The following is a 16,894-nucleotide window of genomic DNA, read 5'->3' as shown; positions in this document are numbered from 1 at the left end:
TCGCGCCGGTGGGCTGCAGTCACCGCGCCTGGCGGCTGCCGTCCCGCTCCGCGCGGCGCGCCGAGCCGGCGCGGCGGACCCTCAGCGGCGGGGCCGGAGGCCCTTGGACCAACGGGCGGACCAGCTCGACCATCTTGGCGGAGGCTGCGATGCCCAGCTCGCGGCGCAGCCGTTCGGAGAAGTCCCGGTAGACCGTCACCGCCTCCATGTGGTTCCCCTCCTGCAGGTGCACCTGGATGAGCGTGCGGTGGGCGCTCTCCCGCAGCGGCTCCAGGGTGGCGGCCGTCATCGCCGCCTCGAGGGCGGCGTCGAGCTGGCCGGTCCCGATGAACTCCTGGGCGAGCGTCTCGAGGCAGCGCAGCTGCTGCTGGTGGAGATGGGCGCGCTGCTCCAGGACCCAGTCGTCGTACCAGCCGGGCAGCAGCGGACCCCGCCGCAGCACGTCCAGGGCGGTGGCCGGGCTCTCCAGCGGCTCCCGGTCGACCACCCGGTGCGTCAGCGCCCGGAGCTCGTGGACGTCGACGTGCGTTCCCGGCGCCAGGCCGAGGAGGCCGTCGGCCTCGGTGAGCAGTCCCTGCGCGAGGTGCTGGATCCGCCAGATCGCGGCCCGCAGGGACGCCTGCGCCCGCCGTTCCTCGCTGTCCGGCCACAGCAGGCCGCTGAGGTGGGCGCGCGGCCGGCGGCCCTGGAGGGCCAGCGCGGCCAGCACCCGACGCTCGCGGGACGGCACGGCGACGGCACGCTCGCCGTCGAGCAGGCGGAAGCCGTCACGCAGAAGGAGGGACCACCGTCGGGTGGGCCGGGGCGGCGGGGCAGCGGGCATCAAGACTCTCCGCAAGGATGTGTGGCCCCCATGCCCCCGGTCGGGACCCTGGACCGGATGAACAGCCGGGTCACAACCTCCGTCTCGTGTGCGGACGTCGACGACTTCCGTCTCACCAACACCATCTTCACCAGGGCTGGGCACTGTCAAGGCATAACCGGCAGGTTCACCCCGGATCACCCGACGCGCGGAGACGGTCATCCGCCGAAACCCGCGCGCCGCGCCGCGGACTGTGCTCGCGACAGCGAGCCGGGTGCGCCTCGCCGCCGCGTGCGGTGGCGTCACGGTGCGCGGCTGGTGCGCTCCGGGTGCGGTCGCGGTGACGCGAACGGCACGCCCGGATAACGGGACCGGAACGCCGGTGCCGCCACCCTCGGCGAGTCCGGCAGCGCAGCGGTGACACCGACGTCTCGCCCAGGAGGTCCGACCATGAGCCCTCAGCAGCAGCCCGGGCCGTTCCGCCTCGCGACGACGGAGGGCCGGATCGGTCCGGTGACGTCGCCCCTGCCGCCGGTGTCGCCGGCCGGTCCGTCCGGCGAGCGGACCGCTGCCACGCAGCCGTCGGCGTCCTCTCCCGATCGGTCGGTCGGCGCCCCGCAAGCACTCGACGTCGGCATCACTGACGTGCCGACGACCGACGTGCTGGCGGCAGACGAGCCGACGACGGACGTGCTGGCGGCCGATCCGGGAGTGACGGACCCGCCGTCGGCCGGGACGACGCCCGTGCCGCTCGACGCGTCCGCCTTCACGGAGGAGATGATCGCGGGGAAGCGGCCGGCACCCACCCGCGGCTGGCAGCGGCTCGTCCACTCACTGACCCGCGGGCAGGTCAGCCCCGGACCCGGGGCCGCCGAGCGGGCGCGGCTCGAGACGCTCGCGCGCGTGCGCACGCCGATCGAGGGGTCGCGACGGGTGGTGGTGATGTCCCGCAAGGGCGGCGTCGGCAAGACGACGGTGACCCTCGCGCTCGGCTCCACGTTCGCGGTCCACCGCGGCGACCGTGTGGTCGCCGTCGACGCCAACCCGGACGCCGGCAACCTGGCGCACCGCGTGGCCGGACGGGACGGCGCCCGTGGCCGGTCGATCACCGACATCCTCGCCGCCGCGGACCGCATCGGCACCTACTCCCAGCTGCAGGCCTTCCTGTCCCAGTCGCCGGAGTCGCGCCTGGAGGTGGTCGCGTCCGACGACGACCCGCACATCAGCGACGCCCTCTCGCGCAGCTCCTACCACCGGGTGATCCAGCTCCTCGACCACTTCTACAACCTCATCGTCCTCGACACCGGGACCGGGATCCTCGACAGCGCCAACCAGGGCCTCATCTCCGAGGCCGACCAGCTCGTCCTGGTGCTCCGGCCCGGCCTGGACGGTGCGCGGGCGGCGGCGCTGACGCTGGACTGGCTGGACGAGCACGGCTACGCCTGGCTGGTCGAGCGCGCCGTCGTCGTCCTCAACGGCGTGCGGCGCGGCGTGGGGATGCCGCTGGACCAGGTCCGCGCCCACTTCGAGCAGCGCTGCGCCACCGTGCTCGAGGTGCCGTGGGACCGAGCCCTGGAACAGGGCGGGCAGAGCGAGCTCTCCCGGCTCGCGCCGGCGACCCGTGACGCGCTGCTCGAGCTGGCTGCCGCCGTCGCCGACAACTTCGATGAGGTGCGCGGCACCCGCTGACCCGGCCACCACCGGGGTGCCGGGTACCCGTCCCGGCGCTCGCCGTCGGGGGACCATCGTCTCGGTCGAGGGCAAACCGGGCGTGCGAACCTGGACGTAGCGGACGGGCCGCCGTCGGAGCGCCCGCCCGGAACGAGGGGTGGTCGCCATGGGCGCACTGGTCGTGTACGAGTCGATGTTCGGCAACACCCGTGCCGTCGCCGACGCCGTCGCCGAGGGCCTGCGGAACTTCATGCCGGTCGAGGTCGTGGAGGTGAGCGAGGCGCCGGAGCTCGAGACGCTCGAGACGGACCTGCTCGTCGTGGGCGCCCCCACGCACGCCTTCGGGCTGAGCCGGCCGGAGACCCGCCGCGACGCCTACGAGCGGGTCGGGCACCCGGTCGTCTCGGAGACCACCGGCGTGCGCGAGTGGCTCGCGTCGGCCTACAGCGTGCGGGAGCACCTGCCCGTCGCGGTGTTCGACACGCACGTGCAGGCCCGGGTCCCCGGGTACGCCCACGCCGCGGCGGCCAAGCGGCTGCGCCGGGTCGGTGCCGAGCCGCTGGGGCCGGGGCTGAGCTTCCGCGTCCACGGGTACGAGGGACCGCTCCTCGACGGCGAGCTCCACCGGGCCCGTGCGTGGGGCATGGAGCTGGCGCGTCTGATGGGGGAGCGGGTCGCGTAGCCGTCCCGGGTTTGGGCGAGGGGGCGGCCGGGCCGGTAAAGTCTTCCCCGGTCCCCGCCCTCGTAGCTCAGGGGATAGAGCACCGCTCTCCTAAAGCGGGTGTCGGCAGTTCGAATCTGCCCGAGGGCACCGAGCGTGTCGTCACGATTCCCGGACCGAACGCAGCAACGGTTCCGCGTCGGTCGACCCTTAGAAGCGGGAGCAGGTGTCACTCCGCCGGCGCGGGCTCCGGCACGATCTGCGGCGGGACCTCGGACGTCCCCTGCTGTCCGGTCCCGCTGCCCGGGGCCTGGTCCCCGGGTGCCTGGTAGTCGGGCACCGGCGGCTGCTCGGGCGTGACGCTCCCGGGCGGGGTCGGCGACGGCGACGGGGTGGCCCCGTCGGTGTCCTCGCCCGGCGTCGCGTCGGACGTCGGGGTCGGCGCCGGGGTCTCGCCGGAGTCGCCGGGCTGCTGGTCGCCGGTGTTCGACCCTGTCTCGTCCGTCGTGCGGTCCGGGGCCGTCCCCTCGCGGTCGGTGCCTGGCACCGGGTCGTTGCCCGCGTTCTCGCCCTGGTCCGTGGTCCCGGTCGTGTCCGTGGCCGACCCGCCGCCGAAGAGGGAGGTGCCGGCACCGTCCTCGTTGCGGACGACGTTCGCGAGCGGTTTGCCGGCCGCCAGCTCGATGAGGGTGACGGCGGCGAGGACGGCCGCGAAGAACGCGAGGACGGTGACGATGATGCGGCGGCGGCCGTACCGGTCGACGACCGCCTGCCAGGCCGCCCGGAGGCGGGCGAGCCTGCCGCCGGCGGCATCCCCGGCGGCATCTCCGGCGGCGGTCGCGCCGGCGTCCGCGGTGTGACCGGCCTCCGCCGGCTCGGTGCCGACGCCCCCGGTCACGGCCTGCGCGGACGCAAGGGCGACGGTGGACGTGGGCCGCCCGTCGGCCGCTCCGCCGTCGGCGGGCACCTGGAGGACGGCCGTCGTGCCGACCCGGGTACGGGCGCGAACCTTCTGCACGGGCGGTGCCGTGGCCACCCGCTCCGCGGTCCGGCGCAGCGAGCTGCTGTAGAGGTAGTTCGCGAAGACGGTGACGATGCTCGAGAGCGCCGCGCCGATGAGGGTGCCTGCGACGCCGAGGGTGGAGAGCAGGGCGGTGGCGGTCACGGCGGCGAGGGCGCTCGCGGTCACCTGGACCCCCGACGGCCGGTCCGACCCGCCCTTCGCAGGCTCCTCGCCCGCCTCGTGCACGTCGTCGTCGTACCCGGACCGGTCCGGGGACGGCACCTCGTGCTCCCCGAGTGCGTCGTCCCGCTCGGTCTCGCGGTCGCCCGGGAGCTCTTCGGTCGGGTGGCCGTCGCGGTGGATGTCCCTCGTAGGTTCGTCTCCCTGGCGCGGGCCGGTGGCACGGTGCTGGCTGTCGACAGTCATTACCCCAACACGTTACTGACGTTCCACCGGCAAGTGTCAGGTCGGGCGAGATCGGGTGCTGTCGGTTTGCTCACTCGGCCACGCGCGACGCTCGGTAGTGGGACGCCACGCCCGTTGACGACCGCCTGGCGCGGGACGTGGCAGCCTCCTGCCACGTCCACTTCCGGCCGCGTCAGAAGCGGGTCAACCGCTCCTGCGGGCGGCTGCCGCCGGTTACCTTCGTCGTGTCCCGGGCTTCCGGAGGGACGTTCCGCGAGGAGCGTGGGGGCCCGGGGCCGGATCTTCCCGGTGCCGGCACCGCTGCAGGGCGCGTGCCGGCGCTGGGACGTGCTTGCGCGCGGAGCGTTCGAGGCGCCATGATCTGCGCCAGATGGAGCGCGTCGCCTGCCCCCCCCTGCGCGCCGCGCTCCATCCACCACCGCCGGCGTGCCGGCCTCGTCGGCGTCGCCCGACGTCCCGGCCGGTACCTGTGAACGACGTGCCCGACTTCCCACAGTGACGTCACGGCGCGGCTCCTCGCTCCGCGCGCCCGCGCTGCCTACCGTGGAGAAATGACCCCTCCTGCGCTCTTCTTCCGCGGCGGGTCTCAGCGCCGTCATGCCGCCGCCCCGACCGCTCAGGACAGCCGCCCCCGCAACTCCGGGGCCGTCCGCCCCGACGCGCCTGCGCCCGGCACGGCGTTCGGGCGCGGCGCCGCCCGCCCGGTCGCGCCCGGCCAGCCCCGGCCCAGGCCGGTCACGGCCGAGCGGGCCGACGCGGTGGAGAAGGCCGTCGCCGGCTGGCGACGCTCCCTCGTCAAGCTCGGGGGCACCAGCACGCTCGCCGACATCACCCTGCTCGGCGACGCCGTCATCGACCTCACGGCAGCCCACCCGTCCGGCATCGCGCAGCTTTACGCGGGGCGCACCACCCGGCTGAGCAACCTCGTGCGGGAGGGCAGCGCGCAGCTCGCCGCCCGGCGTGCGGCCCGTGTGGTGCGCGCCCGCGCCGAGGAGATGGCCCAGCGCTACGGGCTGGCGCCCACCTACCTCGCCATCGGCGTCGCGACCTGGACCGAGCTGCCCGAGCCCACCGAGCCGGACCGCACCGAGGACGGCGCGGTCGCGCTCGAGGTCTCCACCGACCCGGGCAACGCTCACGCCGACCACGGCGCGTCCCCCGCCGGTCACGCGCCCGCGAGCTCCGGGACCGTCCCCGCGTCCGGGGGGTCCGACGGCGCAGCCGCGTCGGCGGACGCGTCCCGGCCCGTCGCGCCCACCTCGGCCGTGCAGGTGCTCACGGCCTCCCCGGAGAGTGCTGCTTCGTCGCCCGACGAGCCGGCCGGTGACGAGCGGGCCGCCGGCGCGCCGGTCGACGGGCCGACCGCCGACGGGTCGGTCCACCCGGCGCAGCCGGAGCCCCCGCTCACCCGGGTGCGCACCATCCACGCCCCCGTCCTCCTGCGGGCCGTGCGGCTGAACCCGCACCCCGGCCCGGAGGCCGACTTCGACATCGACCTCGAGGCCGCGATCGAGGTCAACCCGGTGCTCGTGCGGGCCCTGCGCGCCGCCGGGGTCGCGGTCGACGTCACCGCCATCGCCCGCGCCGCCTACACGGAGCACGGTTTCTCCCCGCGTGGGGCGCTGCTGCGCCTGGCCGAGCTCGGCCGGGAGCACCTGGCCGGCTTCGAGCTGTCGGAGCGCATCGTCGTCGGCCCGTTCGTCCACCCCGGCCAGGTGCTGGTGGACGACCTGGACGCGATGCGCCCGTACCTGCCGGGCTCCGACGTCGTCGCCGCACTCGCCGGCGACGAGGACGCCCGCACCTCCCTGGACGTGCCGCTGCCTCCCCAGGTGCCCACCGACCGGGCACCGGAGGACGAGCGCGGCGTCGGGGACCTCGACGTCGACCAGGCGCACGCCGTCGACGCGGTGGCCTCGGGACGGCACGTCTTCCTCGACGCGCCGCCGGGGGCCGACGTCGCGGGCACGCTCGCGGCCGTCGTCGCCGACGCCGCGGCCTCCGGACGCCACACCGTGTACGTGCCGGGCACCCGGCGGACCGGCCGCATGCTGCTCGCCCGGCTGGAGGAGCTGGGGCTGGGGGACCTGGCCCTGGACCTGTCGACGGACTCCCGGTGGCGCTCCACCGCGGCCGAGCGCCTGCGACAGGGCCTGAACCCTGCCCCGGTCGAGGTCGACGACGACGGCGTGCGCGCCGTGCGCCGCGAGCTCACGGAGGTCCGTACCCGCCTGGGCAGCTACGTCTCCGGGCTGCACGCCGCCCACGAGCCCTGGGACGTCTCCGCGTACGACGCCCTGCAGGCGCTCGCGCGCCTGACCTCCGCCCGGCCGGGCCCGCGCACCCGCGTCCGGCTCGACGGCGCCACCCTGCGGCGCCTCGGGGGCGGCGGGCTCGAGGACGTGCGCGAGTCCCTCGCCCGCGCCGCGGCGCTCGGCGCGTTCACGCTCCGCCCGCACGACACCCCCTGGTACGGCGCCCGCCTCACCGACGGGCCCTCCGCCTCGGCGGCCCTGGAGCGGACCCAGCGCCTCGGCGAGCTGACGCTGCCCACCCTGCTCGGCCAGGTGGACCGCGTCGCCGCCCAGACCGGCCTGGAGCGCGCCACCACCCTCGACGCCTGGAGCGAGCAGCTGCGCATGCTCGACGGCGTCGCAGAGGCCCTCGACGTCTTCCTCCCGCAGATCTTCGAGCGCTCCGCCGCGGACATGGTCATCGCCACCGCCACCTCCGCGTGGCGCAAGGAGCGCGGCGTGTCCATGAAGGGCTCGGTGCGCCGTCGTCTCCGCAAGCAGGCGAAGGACCTGCTGCGGCCCGGGCGCCCCGTGGCGGACCTGCACGCCGAGCTGGTCCGGGTCCAGGAGCAGCGGGAGATCTGGCGCCGCCACAACACCGCCGGTGGCTGGCCCCGGCTGCCCGACGGCCTCGCGGAGATCAAGGCCACGGAGGCCGAGGTCCGCGCGGACGTCGAGGCGCTCCAGCGCGTCATCGGCGCCGGCGCGGGCAAGGACGACCTGTTCGCGGTCCCGCTCGCCGAGCTCGCCGAGCGGATGAAGGAGCTCGGCCTCGACGCCCCCGCGCTCCGGCTGCTGCCGGAGCGCACGCGACTGGTCGGCGAGCTGCGCGACGCCGGCCTGGGCGGCCTGGTGGACGACCTCGCCCAGCGCCGTGTCCCCACCGCCCTCGTCGGCGCGGAGCTGGACCTCGCGTGGTGGAGCTCGGTGCTCGAGCAGATCCTGCGCACGGACCCGGCGCTCGCCGGCCTCGACGGGCCCGCCCTGAGCGCCCTTGCGGCCCGGTTCCGCGAGCTCGACGAGGCCCAGGTCGCCTCCCTGGTCGGCCCGGTGCGGCGCGCCGTGGCCGCCCGGGTCCGCACCACCGTGCGCGACCACCGCGACGAGGCCGTGCGGCTCTACGAGGCGCTCGGCACCGACCACGGGGCGAACCTGCGCGAGACGCTCGGCGCCTACCCGCACGTCGCCGGCGCCGCCCGGCCGGTGTGGCTCGTCGCCCCGATGCTGGTCCCGCCGGTCGTGCCGGAAGGGCCGACCATCGACCTGCTCGTGCTCGACGGCGTCCAGCACCTGCCCGTCGAGCAGGCCGTCTCCCTGCTCGCCCGGGCCCGTCAGGTCGTCCTCGTCGGCGACTCCCGCCGCGGCGGCGACGGCCTGGTCGGCGCCCTCGCGCCGCTGCTGCCCGCGGTCACGCTGCCCACCGGCCGCGCCGAGCGCGACGAGGGCATCTCCGCCTTCCTCGCCGCCCACGGCTACGACGGCGTCATCCGGTCGGTGCCGGCCCCGCCGTCGGCCTCACGGATGCGGCTGGACATGGTCGAAGGCTTCGGCATGCCCTCGCCGGGCGGCGACGCGGTCGAGTCCGTGCAGACCGAGGTGGACCACGTGGTCGACCTCGTCGTCGACCACGCGCTCTCGCGGCCGGAGCAGTCGCTCGCCGTCGTCGCCCTCAACCCCCGCCACGCCGAGCGCGTGCGCGAGGCGGTGGGCGCCGCGGTGACGGGCAGCCCGGCGGTCGCCGACTTCTTCCGGGCCGACCGCGACGAGCCGTTCACGGTGGTCGACGTGGACGCCGCCGGCGGGCTGCGCCGCGACGTCGTCATCCTCTCGGTCGGGTACGGCAAGACCCCGCACGGGCGGGTGCTGCACCGGTTCGGCACCATCTCGGGGCCGGACGGGCTCGCCTGCCTCGTGGACGCCCTCGACGCCGTGCGCCACCAGCTGGTCCTCGTCAGCTGCATCGGTCCGGGGGACCTCGACCGCTCCCGGCTGCGCCAGCCGGGGCCGCAGCTCCTCGCCGACCTCATCGAGCAGTCCGCCACCGGCGACCTGCCCCGCGCGGAGGCCGACTCCGAGCCGGCCGAGAGCCCGGACCAGCTCCTCGTGGACCTGGCGGAGCGTCTCTGGCGCCTCGGCCTGACTGTGGTGCCGCGCTACGGCGTCGAGGGCGGCGTGCGCATCCCGCTCGCCATCGGTCACCCGGAGCTGCCGGGCGAGCTGCTCGTCGCGGTGCTGACGGACGACGACGAGTACGTCGCCGAGCAGTCCCTGCGGCGCCGCGACCGGCACTGGGTGCAGCGGCTCGCCGCACGCGGCTGGCGGGTGCGCATGGTGTTCTCCACCGCGGTGTTCATGGACCCGCAGGCCGAGGCGCAGGCCATCCTCGACACGGTGCTCGAGGTCGTCGAGGAGCGTCGCGCGGCGGCGCTGGCCGCCCAGGCCCCGGCCCCCGAGATGACCGCGCTGCCGCACACCTACGACACCACCGGTTCGCGGGCCGCCGGCTCCGCCGACGGAGCCGCCAGCCCCGATGCGGCGTCCGACGGCGGACCGGGCGCCGGTCCCGACGGCGCCCCTGCTGCCGGGGCCGACCGTGGCCCGGACGGCGGACCCTCCGCCGGTGATGCCGCCGCCGTGACCGGCGGTGCGCCGCGCGGCGGCCTCGGCGAGGGGCCGGACGGGGGTGCGGGTGACGCCGGTGCGGAGGGCGCGGAGGCGCCGCGTCCCCGTGCGGTGCCGGTGCGCGAGCGCGGGCCCCGCCCTGCCGTGGTGCGGGGACTGCCGCTGGCGGCCTACAGCGACGACCAGCTCGACGACCTCGTCGCGTGGATCGAGTCCGACGGCGCCGGCCGTGACGACGTGGAGCTCGTCGAGGAGCTGCGCGCCGAGCTGGCGCTCAAGCGTCGCGGCGCCCAGGTGGACGCCGTCCTTGGCCACGTGGTGCGACGGCGGGCACGATGAGCGGCGAGGCCGGATGAGCGACGAGAACGACGAGAGCAGCGGGACCCCGCGTCCGCGTCCACGCCGGCGGCACCGCCGTGTCGTGGCGTTGTCGGACGTGGATCGGCGCCGGCTCGAGGCCGGCGAGATCGCGAGCCCCGTCGACGCCCTGCACACCGGCGACGCCGGACCGGTCGAGGTGTCCGGCACACCGGAGAGCGGCGAGGGGCCGAACGACGCCCGTCTGCTCCGTGACGTCCCGCCGCACTGGGGCAAGCGCTGACGGACGCGCCGGCTCCTGCGAGCATCGCCGTGATGCGACCTCTCCTTCGCCGGTGGAGCACCGCAGACGCTGCGGCACTGCATGCTGCCGTCGCCGAGAGCCCCGATCTGGCGACGCACCTGGGTGATGCCGACGTCAGGGGAGTGGGTGACTGCGCGGCGTTCATCGACGCTCAGCTCGCGCGCTCGTCCCCGTCGTTCCACAACTTCGCCGTTGCGGTCGACGGCACGGCCGTGGGGAACGTGGGGATCAGCAACATCGAGACCGTTCACGACACTGCCTGGGTGTACTACTGGCTGACGAGGGTCAACAACCCGGCGTCCTGCCGCGTGGCGGCTGGAGCTGGGTTCCCGGCGGACGGCGTTCGGAGAGCGGGCCAGCTGGAGGACGCGCGCGCTAGCTCGACCGGGTGATGGTGACGGTCGACCCACCGTTGCCGCTGCCGCCGCCGTCACCCGTGCGCGCACCGGTGCCGCCCCGCTGCTGAGCCGCCAGGAGGTCGCGGATCTCGGTGAGGACGCGGACGTCCTCGGCCGGTGCCTCCGGATCTGCGTCCTCCACCTTCCGGCGTGCCGCGAGCTTGTTCAGCGGCATGACGACGAAGAGGTAGATCGCAGCGGCGACCAGGAGAAAGTTGACCAGCGCCGTGATGACAGCACCGGGCTGCACCATCGCGCTGCCGAGCCTGAACTGCAGGAAGGTGGTGAAGTCCGGCTTCCCTACCAGGCCGGCGACGAGCGGGTTGAGCAGCGAGTCGACGATCGAGTTCACCACCGATGTGAACGCCGCACCGATGACCACGCCGACCGCCAGGTCGACCGCGTTCCCGCGGGAGATGAACTCCTTGAAGCCAGCCAGCATCCGATGTTCCTTTACGTCGTTCGCGCGACGCACGGTCCGGCGTCACGGGCTTCTGAGGACGGCGCGCAGGGGAGCCCAGGCGCTCGATCCGACAAGAACCGTAGCGACCCGCTCGCCCGCCGCAACGTAGAGGTACGTGACATCGCCCATGCCGGGCTCCAGCAGCCCGCCCCCGGACTCCGGCGTCCAGATCGCCAGCACGACGACGTCCCGCGCGACGACCTCCGCCTCCGCCTCCACGCCCGTGACGTCGCTCCCGGCCGCGACGAGGTCGATGCGCTGGCCCGGTTCGGCGAGCCGGGCCGTGGCGGCGTCAGCCACCGGCACAGGGACGACCACGGTGCCCGCCGGCACCGCCGACGCCAGCCCCGGACCGGTGAGCATCGCGGACTGCAGCGCGGTGCCCGCCGCGAGGCCGACGGCGAGCGGGCGGCCCACGGCCTCGTCGGGGTGACGGAGCGACCCGGCGGGCCGGCTTCCGGCGGGGAGGTCGCGGACGCGCACGTCGTCGGCGGTGAGGACGTGCCCGGCGGGCACGTCACCGGTGAGGGTGAGCACCCGCTCGACGGGCGGGTCGGGCGGGCGGAGGGCGGTGACGGTCACCGCGGCCGCGCAGGCGAGGCACAGCGCGGCGAGGAGGTGGCGACGTCGCCACAGGAAGCGCCGCGCGCGGGCGGCGGGGGAGCGGGACGGCGGGACCGGGGAGCGAGCGCGCATGCCCGGACGCTAGGTCGGCGCCCTGCCAGGCGGCGACGTCGTCGTCGCTGCCTGTGGAGACAGTGGCGGGCGCCGGGGGTGTGGAGAGACGGGCCCGCGCGGGGGTGTGGACGGTTCCGGGCTCCGGAGGCGGCCCGGAACGTCCCTCCCCGACCCGGCCGGGACAGAGCCCGGCGGGTGGATCAGCTTGCCGCGGCGGCCTTGGCGGGCGCGGACGAGGAGCCGGAGCTCGAGCCCGAGGAGGAGCTGCTCGACGAGGTCGACGAGCTCTCCTTGGCGGGGGCGGCGCTCGAGGAGGAGCTGGCGGAGGAGCGGGAGTCCGTCCGGTAGAAGCCTGAGCCCTTGAAGACGACCCCCACCGAGTTGAACAGCTTGCGCAGCGACCCACCGCACTCGGAGCAGACCGTGAGGGCGTCGTCGCTGAAGGACTGCTTGACCTCGAACTCGTTGCCGCACACCGTGCACCGGTAGGCATACGTGGGCACTGATGACCTCCGTCGGGACGAGGGCGGATTCTGGCACTCCGCCGCACCGAGTGCCAATCGTACTCCTTTCACCGGTGCGGCCGCGCGGTGACGCTGCCCACCACGGTTACGCTCGGCACGTGGAAGGTGGTTCTGCCCTGCGCAAGGTGCTCATCGTCGTGCCCGCCGTGATCGTGGTGGTCCTCGTCGCCGGTCTCGTCCTCGGCGCCGGCCTGGTGCGCCGCCCCCTGCCCGACCACACGGGCACCCAGCGGCTGCCTGGTCTCGACGCCAGCGTCGAGGTGGTCCGGGACGACCGCGGCGTCCCGCAGATCTACGCCAGCACCGACGCGGACCTCATGCGCGCCCAGGGGTACGTCCACGCCCAGGACCGCTTCTTCGAGATGGACTACCGCCGGCACGTGACCGCCGGCCGCCTCTCGGAGCTGGTGGGGGAGAACGAAGCCGCGCTCTCGGCCGACCTCGTCATCCGTACCTTCGGCTGGCGCGACGTCGCCGAGAAGGAGTGGGACCTGCTCAGCGACGAGTCGCGCTCCCTGTACGAGGCCTACGCCGAGGGCGTCAACGCCTACCTGCGCTCGCGCGAGGCCTCGGAGCTGGGGCTGGAGTACACGGTGCTCGGGACCACCACCGAGCTGCGGGACATCGAGCCGTGGAGCCCCGTCGACTCCCTCGCGTGGCTCAAGGCCATGGCGTGGGACCTGCGCGGCAACTACGACGCAGAGCTCGGGCGCGCGGCCGCGCTGCGCACCCTCGGCGACGTCGGCCGCACGGAGGAGCTCTACCCCGACTACCCCTACGAGACGCACACCCCGATCGTGGCCCCGCCGGTCCAGACCGATCTGCCCGCCGCCGAGGACCCGGCCGAAGCGGCCGAGGGGGACACCGCGGCCGCCGGGGCCCCGGGATCGACGGCGCAGGGGGAGACCGCGGCCGCTGCCACCACCGCGGGCACGACGGCGGAGGGACAGACGGTCGCTGCGCCGTCGGCCGCAGAGACGCCGACGGCCGCCGAGACGCCGACGGCCGCCGAGACGGCGACGGCCCTGGGCGGACGCGGCGCCGAGCAGGCCCTCGCCAGCGCCGCCGCGGCGCTCGACGCGGTGCCCGTCCTCGTCGGCCAGGGGGAGGGGATCGGCTCGAACTCCTTCGTCGTCTCCGGCGAGCACACCGCGAGCGGCAAGCCGCTGCTGGCCAACGACCCCCACCTCGGCCTCGACGCGCCGAACCTCTGGTACCAGGTCGGGCTGCACTGCACCGGCGAGGCGGAGAACTGCACCTTCGACGTCGCCGGCTTCTCCTTCTCCGGGCTGCCGGGCGTCGTCATCGGCCACAACGACCAGCTCGCGTGGGGCCTGACGAACCTCGGCGCCGACGTCACCGACTTCACCCTCGAGCGCCTCTACGACGACGGCACCTACCTGCGCGACGGCGCCCGGGTCCCGCTCGACACCCGCCGGGAGACCATCGAGGTCAACGGGGGCGAGCCCGTCGTCACCACCGTGACGACCACCGTGCACGGGCCGATCGTCTCCGAGGTGCTCGCCGACACCGGCGTGGCCGGCAGCGTCCCCGTGCCCGAGGGGGCACCGCCCGCCGGGTTCTCCGGCTACGCCGTCGCCCTGCAGTGGACCGCCCTGACCCCCGGCCGCACCGGCGACGCCGTCTTCGCGATCAACCGCGCCCGCAACGCCGACGACATCGCGGCCGCCGCCGCCCTCCTGGAGGTGCCTGCGCAGAACATCGTCTTCGCCACGGCCGACGGCGACATCGGCTACCAGGCGCCCGGGAAGATCCCGGTGCGCGCCGTGGTGCCCGACTCGCCGGTGCCCTCCGACGGCTCCTGGCCCCGGCCGGGGTGGGACTCCCGGTACGACTGGCAGGGCTTCGTCGCCCCGGAGGACATGCCGCGCGAGGTCAACCCCGCCGAGGGGTTCATCTCCGCCGCCAACCAGGCCGTGATGCCGGTCGGTGAGGGACCGTTCCTCACCACCGACTGGGACGCCGGCTACCGCAGCCAGCGGATCCGCTCGCTGCTCGAGCAGAAGATCGCGGACGGCGACCCGATCGACGTCGGGGACATGAACGACATCATGCTCGACGACGCCAGCCCGTTCGGTCCCGCGGTCCTGCCGGCGCTGCTGAGCGTCGACGTCGACGACCCGTTCGTCGAGGAGGCGGTGGACCTGCTGCGGGAGTGGTCCGCCGAGGGGTTCCCCACCGACACGTCCTCGGCGGGCGCCGCCTACTTCAACGCGGTGTGGACCAACCTGCTGGAGCTGACCTTCACCGACGACCTGCCCGCCTCCCAGGCGCCCGACGGCGGAGCGCGGTGGCTCATGGTCGTCCAGCGTCTCCTCGAGGACCCGCAGGACCCGTGGTGGGACGACCGGACCACGGTCAACATCGTCGAGGGTCGTGACGAGATCCTGCGCCAGGCGCTCGTGCTCGCCCGCCAGGAGCTGACCAACACCATGGGCAAGGACCCCGGCGGCTGGGAGTGGGGCAAGCTGCACCCGTTCGCCCCGAAGCACCCGGTCCTCGGCGGGGAGGGCGTGCCCGCGCTGGTGCGCCGCGTGTTCAACCCCGGCGCCGTCGAGGTGGCCGGCGGGACCTCGATCGTCAACGCGACGTCCTTCAGCACCGCCGTGACCGACGACCTGGGCCGGCCCGACTTCACCGTCACGGCCGGGCCGTCGATGCGGATGGTGGTCGACCTGGGTGACCTGGACCGCTCCACCTGGGTGACCAGCACCGGCACCTCGGGCCATCCCGGCTCCGACCACTACACCGACCAGATCGACGCCTGGGCCGCGGGGGAGACGTTCCCGTGGCCGTTCAGCCGCGACGCGGTCGAGGAGTCCCGCTCGGTGACGATGACGCTGCAGCCGCCGGAGTGACCGGCGCGGCCGGTCTCAGAGCTCGGTGGGCTGCTTCGGGGGGCTGTGCAGCGCGCTCGCCTGACCGGCCAGCGCGTCGTTCTGGAAGCGCGACCCCTCCAGGAGGAACCACCGCTCGGGCGTGATGACCGCGGGGACCGCGACGTCGTGCTCGTCGGCCGGCAGCAGCACGTCCGCGATCAGCTCCTCGTCGAAGACCATGCCGAACACCTGGGTGCCCGGCCGGACGAGCTTCAGCACGCGGTCGTACCAGCCGCCGCCCTGACCCAGCCGGGTGCCGACGGCGTCGATGGCCAGCGCGGGGGCGACGACGACGTCGGCCTCGGCGACCGCCTCGCCCGGCAGCACGGGACCGGAGGGCTCCGGCGGGCGCCCCGGTGCGCGCACCGCCAGGTCGTCGGTGCCGCGGTACTCGGCCCACTCCCGGTTCAGGCCGGGGCCCAGGACGGGCAGCAGCACCCGGGTGCCCCGTTCACGCAGCGCCTCCAGCAGCGGGAGGGAGTCCGGCTCGGTGGAGCGGGAGACGTAGGCGGCGACGCACGCGGCGTCCCCGACCGCCTCGAGACCGTTGGCGGCGAGGGCCCTGCCGGCCCGTGCGCGCTCGCCCTCTGAGCGCTGCGTGCGGGACTCCCGGACGATGAGCCGGAGCACCTGCTTCGCGTCCTCGGTCTCGTAGCCATCCGTCCTCGGGAGCGCGAGCTGCGTGCGGTGCATGGTCGTCAGTGTCGCAGCCGTGCGGCACGGAAACCACCAGTTCCGGAGGTTTTGCCCGACGTGTTCGGCGGGTTTCGCCCATCGCGGAAGGCGGCGTGCCCTGCCGGTGCCGGACGGCTCCGCGTCGTCGCGGCCGTTAGCCTCGGGCTATGTCAGCACACGAGAACGCGCCCGTCGTCCGGGTCCGCAAGGCCGTCGTGCCGGTGGCGGGCCTGGGCACCCGTTTCGCCCCCGCCACCAAGGCGATCCCCAAGGAGATGCTGCCGGTCGTGGACCGGCCGGCCATCGAGTACGTCGTCGAGGAGGTGGCCGAGTCCGGCATCGACGACGTCCTGCTCGTCACCGGACGCGGCAAGGGTGCCATCGAGGACCACTTCGACTCCGCCCCCGAGCTGGAGGGGTCCCTGGAGCGCAAGGGGGACGCCGCCCGGCTGGCCTCGGTGCGCCGCTCGAGCGAGCTCGCGCACGTGCACTTCGTGCGGCAGGGCGAGCCCAAGGGACTGGGCCACGCCGTGCTGCAGGGCAAGGACCACGTGGGCGACGAGCCCTTCGCGGTCCTCCTCGGCGACGACCTCATCGACGCCCGCGACACCCTGCTGACCGACATGATCGCCGTCCAGGAGCGACTTGGTGGCTCGGTCATCGCCCTGCTCGAGGTGGACCCCGAGCAGATCAACCTCTACGGCGCCGCCGCCGTCGAGCCCACCGACACGGTCGTGGGCACGCTCGGCGAGGGCGACGTCGTCAAGGTGAGCGAGCTCGTCGAGAAGCCGCCGGTGGAGGAGGCCCCGTCCAACCTCGCCGTCATCGGCCGCTACGTGCTCCACCCCGCCGTCTTCGGGGTGCTCGAGCTGACCGGGCCCGGCCGCGGCGGCGAGATCCAGCTCACCGACGCCCTGCAGACCCTCGCCCGCATGGACCCGGCCGAGGGTGGGGGCGTCCACGGCGTCGTCTTCCGCGGCCGCCGCTACGACACCGGGGACAAGCTCGACTACCTCAAGGCCGTGGTGCAGCTGGCCGCCGACCGGGAGGACCTCGGGCCCGACTTCTCCGCGTGGCTGGAGTCCTACGTGCACGGCCGGCGCGTCGAGCTGGGCTCCACCCCTGCGGCGGGCCCGGAGGCGACGGAGCCGCACG

General features: G+C 74.9%; 12 protein-coding genes, 1 tRNA gene and 1 pseudogene. 8 read left to right on the top strand and 6 right to left on the bottom strand.

All coding sequences use genetic code 11. The features are described 5' to 3' along the window. Positions 1-19: 19 nt before the first annotated feature. A complete protein-coding gene (locus tag ATJ97_RS06900) occupies positions 20-823 on the bottom strand; it encodes an AfsR/SARP family transcriptional regulator (RefSeq protein WP_170037180.1) in 804 nt (267 codons plus the stop codon). A 429-nt stretch (positions 824-1,252) separates the two neighbouring features. Between ATJ97_RS06900 and ATJ97_RS06895 the strand changes: the two genes are divergently transcribed. The 3 genes from ATJ97_RS06895 (at position 1,253) to ATJ97_RS06885 (ending at position 3,284) form a co-directional block, all read left to right on the top strand. After that, positions 1,253-2,491, top strand: a complete 1,239-nt coding sequence (locus ATJ97_RS06895) for a MinD/ParA family ATP-binding protein (protein WP_098483100.1) — start codon at positions 1,253-1,255, stop codon at positions 2,489-2,491. A 148-nt stretch (positions 2,492-2,639) separates the two neighbouring features. After that, positions 2,640-3,155 (top strand): flavodoxin family protein, encoded by a 516-nt coding sequence (locus tag ATJ97_RS06890; RefSeq protein ID WP_098485297.1) that lies wholly within the window; start codon positions 2,640-2,642, stop codon positions 3,153-3,155. 56 nt (positions 3,156-3,211) lie between these two features. Next, positions 3,212-3,284, top strand: a tRNA-Arg gene (locus ATJ97_RS06885). Between the two features lie 79 nt (positions 3,285-3,363). Here ATJ97_RS06885 and ATJ97_RS06880 read toward each other — a convergent pair. Beyond that, positions 3,364-4,563 carry a hypothetical protein gene (locus tag ATJ97_RS06880; protein WP_098483099.1) on the bottom strand — a complete coding sequence of 400 codons (1,200 nt, stop codon included), beginning with the start codon at positions 4,561-4,563 and terminating at the stop codon, positions 3,364-3,366. A gap of 551 nt (positions 4,564-5,114) precedes the next feature. On the opposite strand from ATJ97_RS06880, the gene ATJ97_RS06875 reads away from it, so the two are divergent. From ATJ97_RS06875 to ATJ97_RS06865, 3 genes are read left to right on the top strand one after another with little or no spacing between them, the layout of a single operon-like run. After that, positions 5,115-9,818 (top strand): DNA helicase, encoded by a 4,704-nt coding sequence (locus tag ATJ97_RS06875; RefSeq protein ID WP_143426895.1) that lies wholly within the window; start codon positions 5,115-5,117, stop codon positions 9,816-9,818. A gap of 13 nt (positions 9,819-9,831) precedes the next feature. After that, positions 9,832-10,080, top strand: a complete 249-nt coding sequence (locus ATJ97_RS06870; protein WP_098483098.1) for a hypothetical protein — start codon at positions 9,832-9,834, stop codon at positions 10,078-10,080. Positions 10,081-10,112: 32 nt separating this feature from the next. Further along, positions 10,113-10,493 carry a GNAT family N-acetyltransferase gene (locus tag ATJ97_RS06865; protein WP_143426894.1) on the top strand — a complete coding sequence of 127 codons (381 nt, stop codon included), beginning with the start codon at positions 10,113-10,115 and terminating at the stop codon, positions 10,491-10,493. On the opposite strand, the gene mscL is transcribed toward ATJ97_RS06865, so the two are convergent. The 3 genes from mscL to ATJ97_RS20805 all read right to left on the bottom strand — a co-directional run bounded on the left by mscL (position 10,477) and on the right by ATJ97_RS20805 (position 12,143). After that, positions 10,477-10,941: a large conductance mechanosensitive channel protein MscL gene (mscL, locus tag ATJ97_RS06860; RefSeq protein ID WP_098483096.1), complete on the bottom strand. Its 465-nt coding sequence runs from the start codon at positions 10,939-10,941 to the stop codon at positions 10,477-10,479. The genes ATJ97_RS06865 and mscL overlap by 17 nt on opposite strands. A 42-nt stretch (positions 10,942-10,983) precedes the next feature. After that, positions 10,984-11,658 carry an SAF domain-containing protein gene (locus ATJ97_RS06855; protein WP_098483095.1) on the bottom strand — a complete coding sequence of 225 codons (675 nt, stop codon included), beginning with the start codon at positions 11,656-11,658 and terminating at the stop codon, positions 10,984-10,986. A 182-nt stretch (positions 11,659-11,840) separates the two neighbouring features. Then, the gene (locus ATJ97_RS20805; protein WP_098483094.1) at positions 11,841-12,143 is read right to left on the bottom strand and encodes an FmdB family zinc ribbon protein; all 303 of its coding nucleotides are present in this window, start codon (positions 12,141-12,143) and stop codon (positions 11,841-11,843) included. A 119-nt stretch (positions 12,144-12,262) separates the two neighbouring features. Between ATJ97_RS20805 and ATJ97_RS06845 the strand changes: the two genes are divergently transcribed. Continuing rightward, positions 12,263-15,043: a penicillin acylase family protein gene (locus ATJ97_RS06845; RefSeq protein WP_245862221.1), complete on the top strand. Its 2,781-nt coding sequence runs from the start codon at positions 12,263-12,265 to the stop codon at positions 15,041-15,043. Between the two features lie 15 nt (positions 15,044-15,058). On the opposite strand, the gene ATJ97_RS06840 is transcribed toward ATJ97_RS06845, so the two are convergent. Then, entirely contained in the window at positions 15,059-15,757 is a 699-nt protein-coding gene (locus ATJ97_RS06840) for a 5-formyltetrahydrofolate cyclo-ligase (protein ID WP_098483092.1), read from the bottom strand. A 149-nt stretch (positions 15,758-15,906) separates the two neighbouring features. On the opposite strand from ATJ97_RS06840, the pseudogene ATJ97_RS06835 reads away from it, so the two are divergent. Then, positions 15,907-16,830 (top strand): annotated as a pseudogene (locus ATJ97_RS06835) (UTP--glucose-1-phosphate uridylyltransferase); the annotation flags it as partial. Positions 16,831-16,894 lie beyond the last annotated feature (64 nt).

Source organism: Georgenia soli (assembly GCF_002563695.1).
Lineage (GTDB): Bacteria > Actinomycetota > Actinomycetes > Actinomycetales > Actinomycetaceae > Georgenia > Georgenia soli.
This window is presented reverse-complemented; position numbering and strand designations above follow the sequence as displayed.

Excerpts from the sequence above, each read along its gene's own strand:
- ATJ97_RS06875 (WP_143426895.1), top strand. The coding sequence starts at position 5,115 with ATGACCCCTCCTGCGCTCTTCTTCCGCGGCGGGTCTCAGCGCCGTCAT.
- ATJ97_RS06900 (WP_170037180.1), bottom strand. The coding sequence starts at position 823 with ATGCCCGCTGCCCCGCCGCCCCGGCCCACCCGACGGTGGTCCCTCCTT.
- ATJ97_RS06880 (WP_098483099.1), bottom strand. The coding sequence starts at position 4,563 with ATGACTGTCGACAGCCAGCACCGTGCCACCGGCCCGCGCCAGGGAGAC.
- ATJ97_RS06870 (WP_098483098.1), top strand. The coding sequence starts at position 9,832 with ATGAGCGACGAGAACGACGAGAGCAGCGGGACCCCGCGTCCGCGTCCA.
- ATJ97_RS06890 (WP_098485297.1), top strand. The coding sequence starts at position 2,640 with ATGGGCGCACTGGTCGTGTACGAGTCGATGTTCGGCAACACCCGTGCC.
- ATJ97_RS06840 (WP_098483092.1), bottom strand. The coding sequence starts at position 15,757 with ATGCACCGCACGCAGCTCGCGCTCCCGAGGACGGATGGCTACGAGACC.
- ATJ97_RS06865 (WP_143426894.1), top strand. The coding sequence starts at position 10,113 with ATGCGACCTCTCCTTCGCCGGTGGAGCACCGCAGACGCTGCGGCACTG.
- mscL (WP_098483096.1), bottom strand. The coding sequence starts at position 10,941 with ATGCTGGCTGGCTTCAAGGAGTTCATCTCCCGCGGGAACGCGGTCGAC.
- ATJ97_RS06895 (WP_098483100.1), top strand. The coding sequence starts at position 1,253 with ATGAGCCCTCAGCAGCAGCCCGGGCCGTTCCGCCTCGCGACGACGGAG.
- ATJ97_RS06855 (WP_098483095.1), bottom strand. The coding sequence starts at position 11,658 with ATGCGCGCTCGCTCCCCGGTCCCGCCGTCCCGCTCCCCCGCCGCCCGC.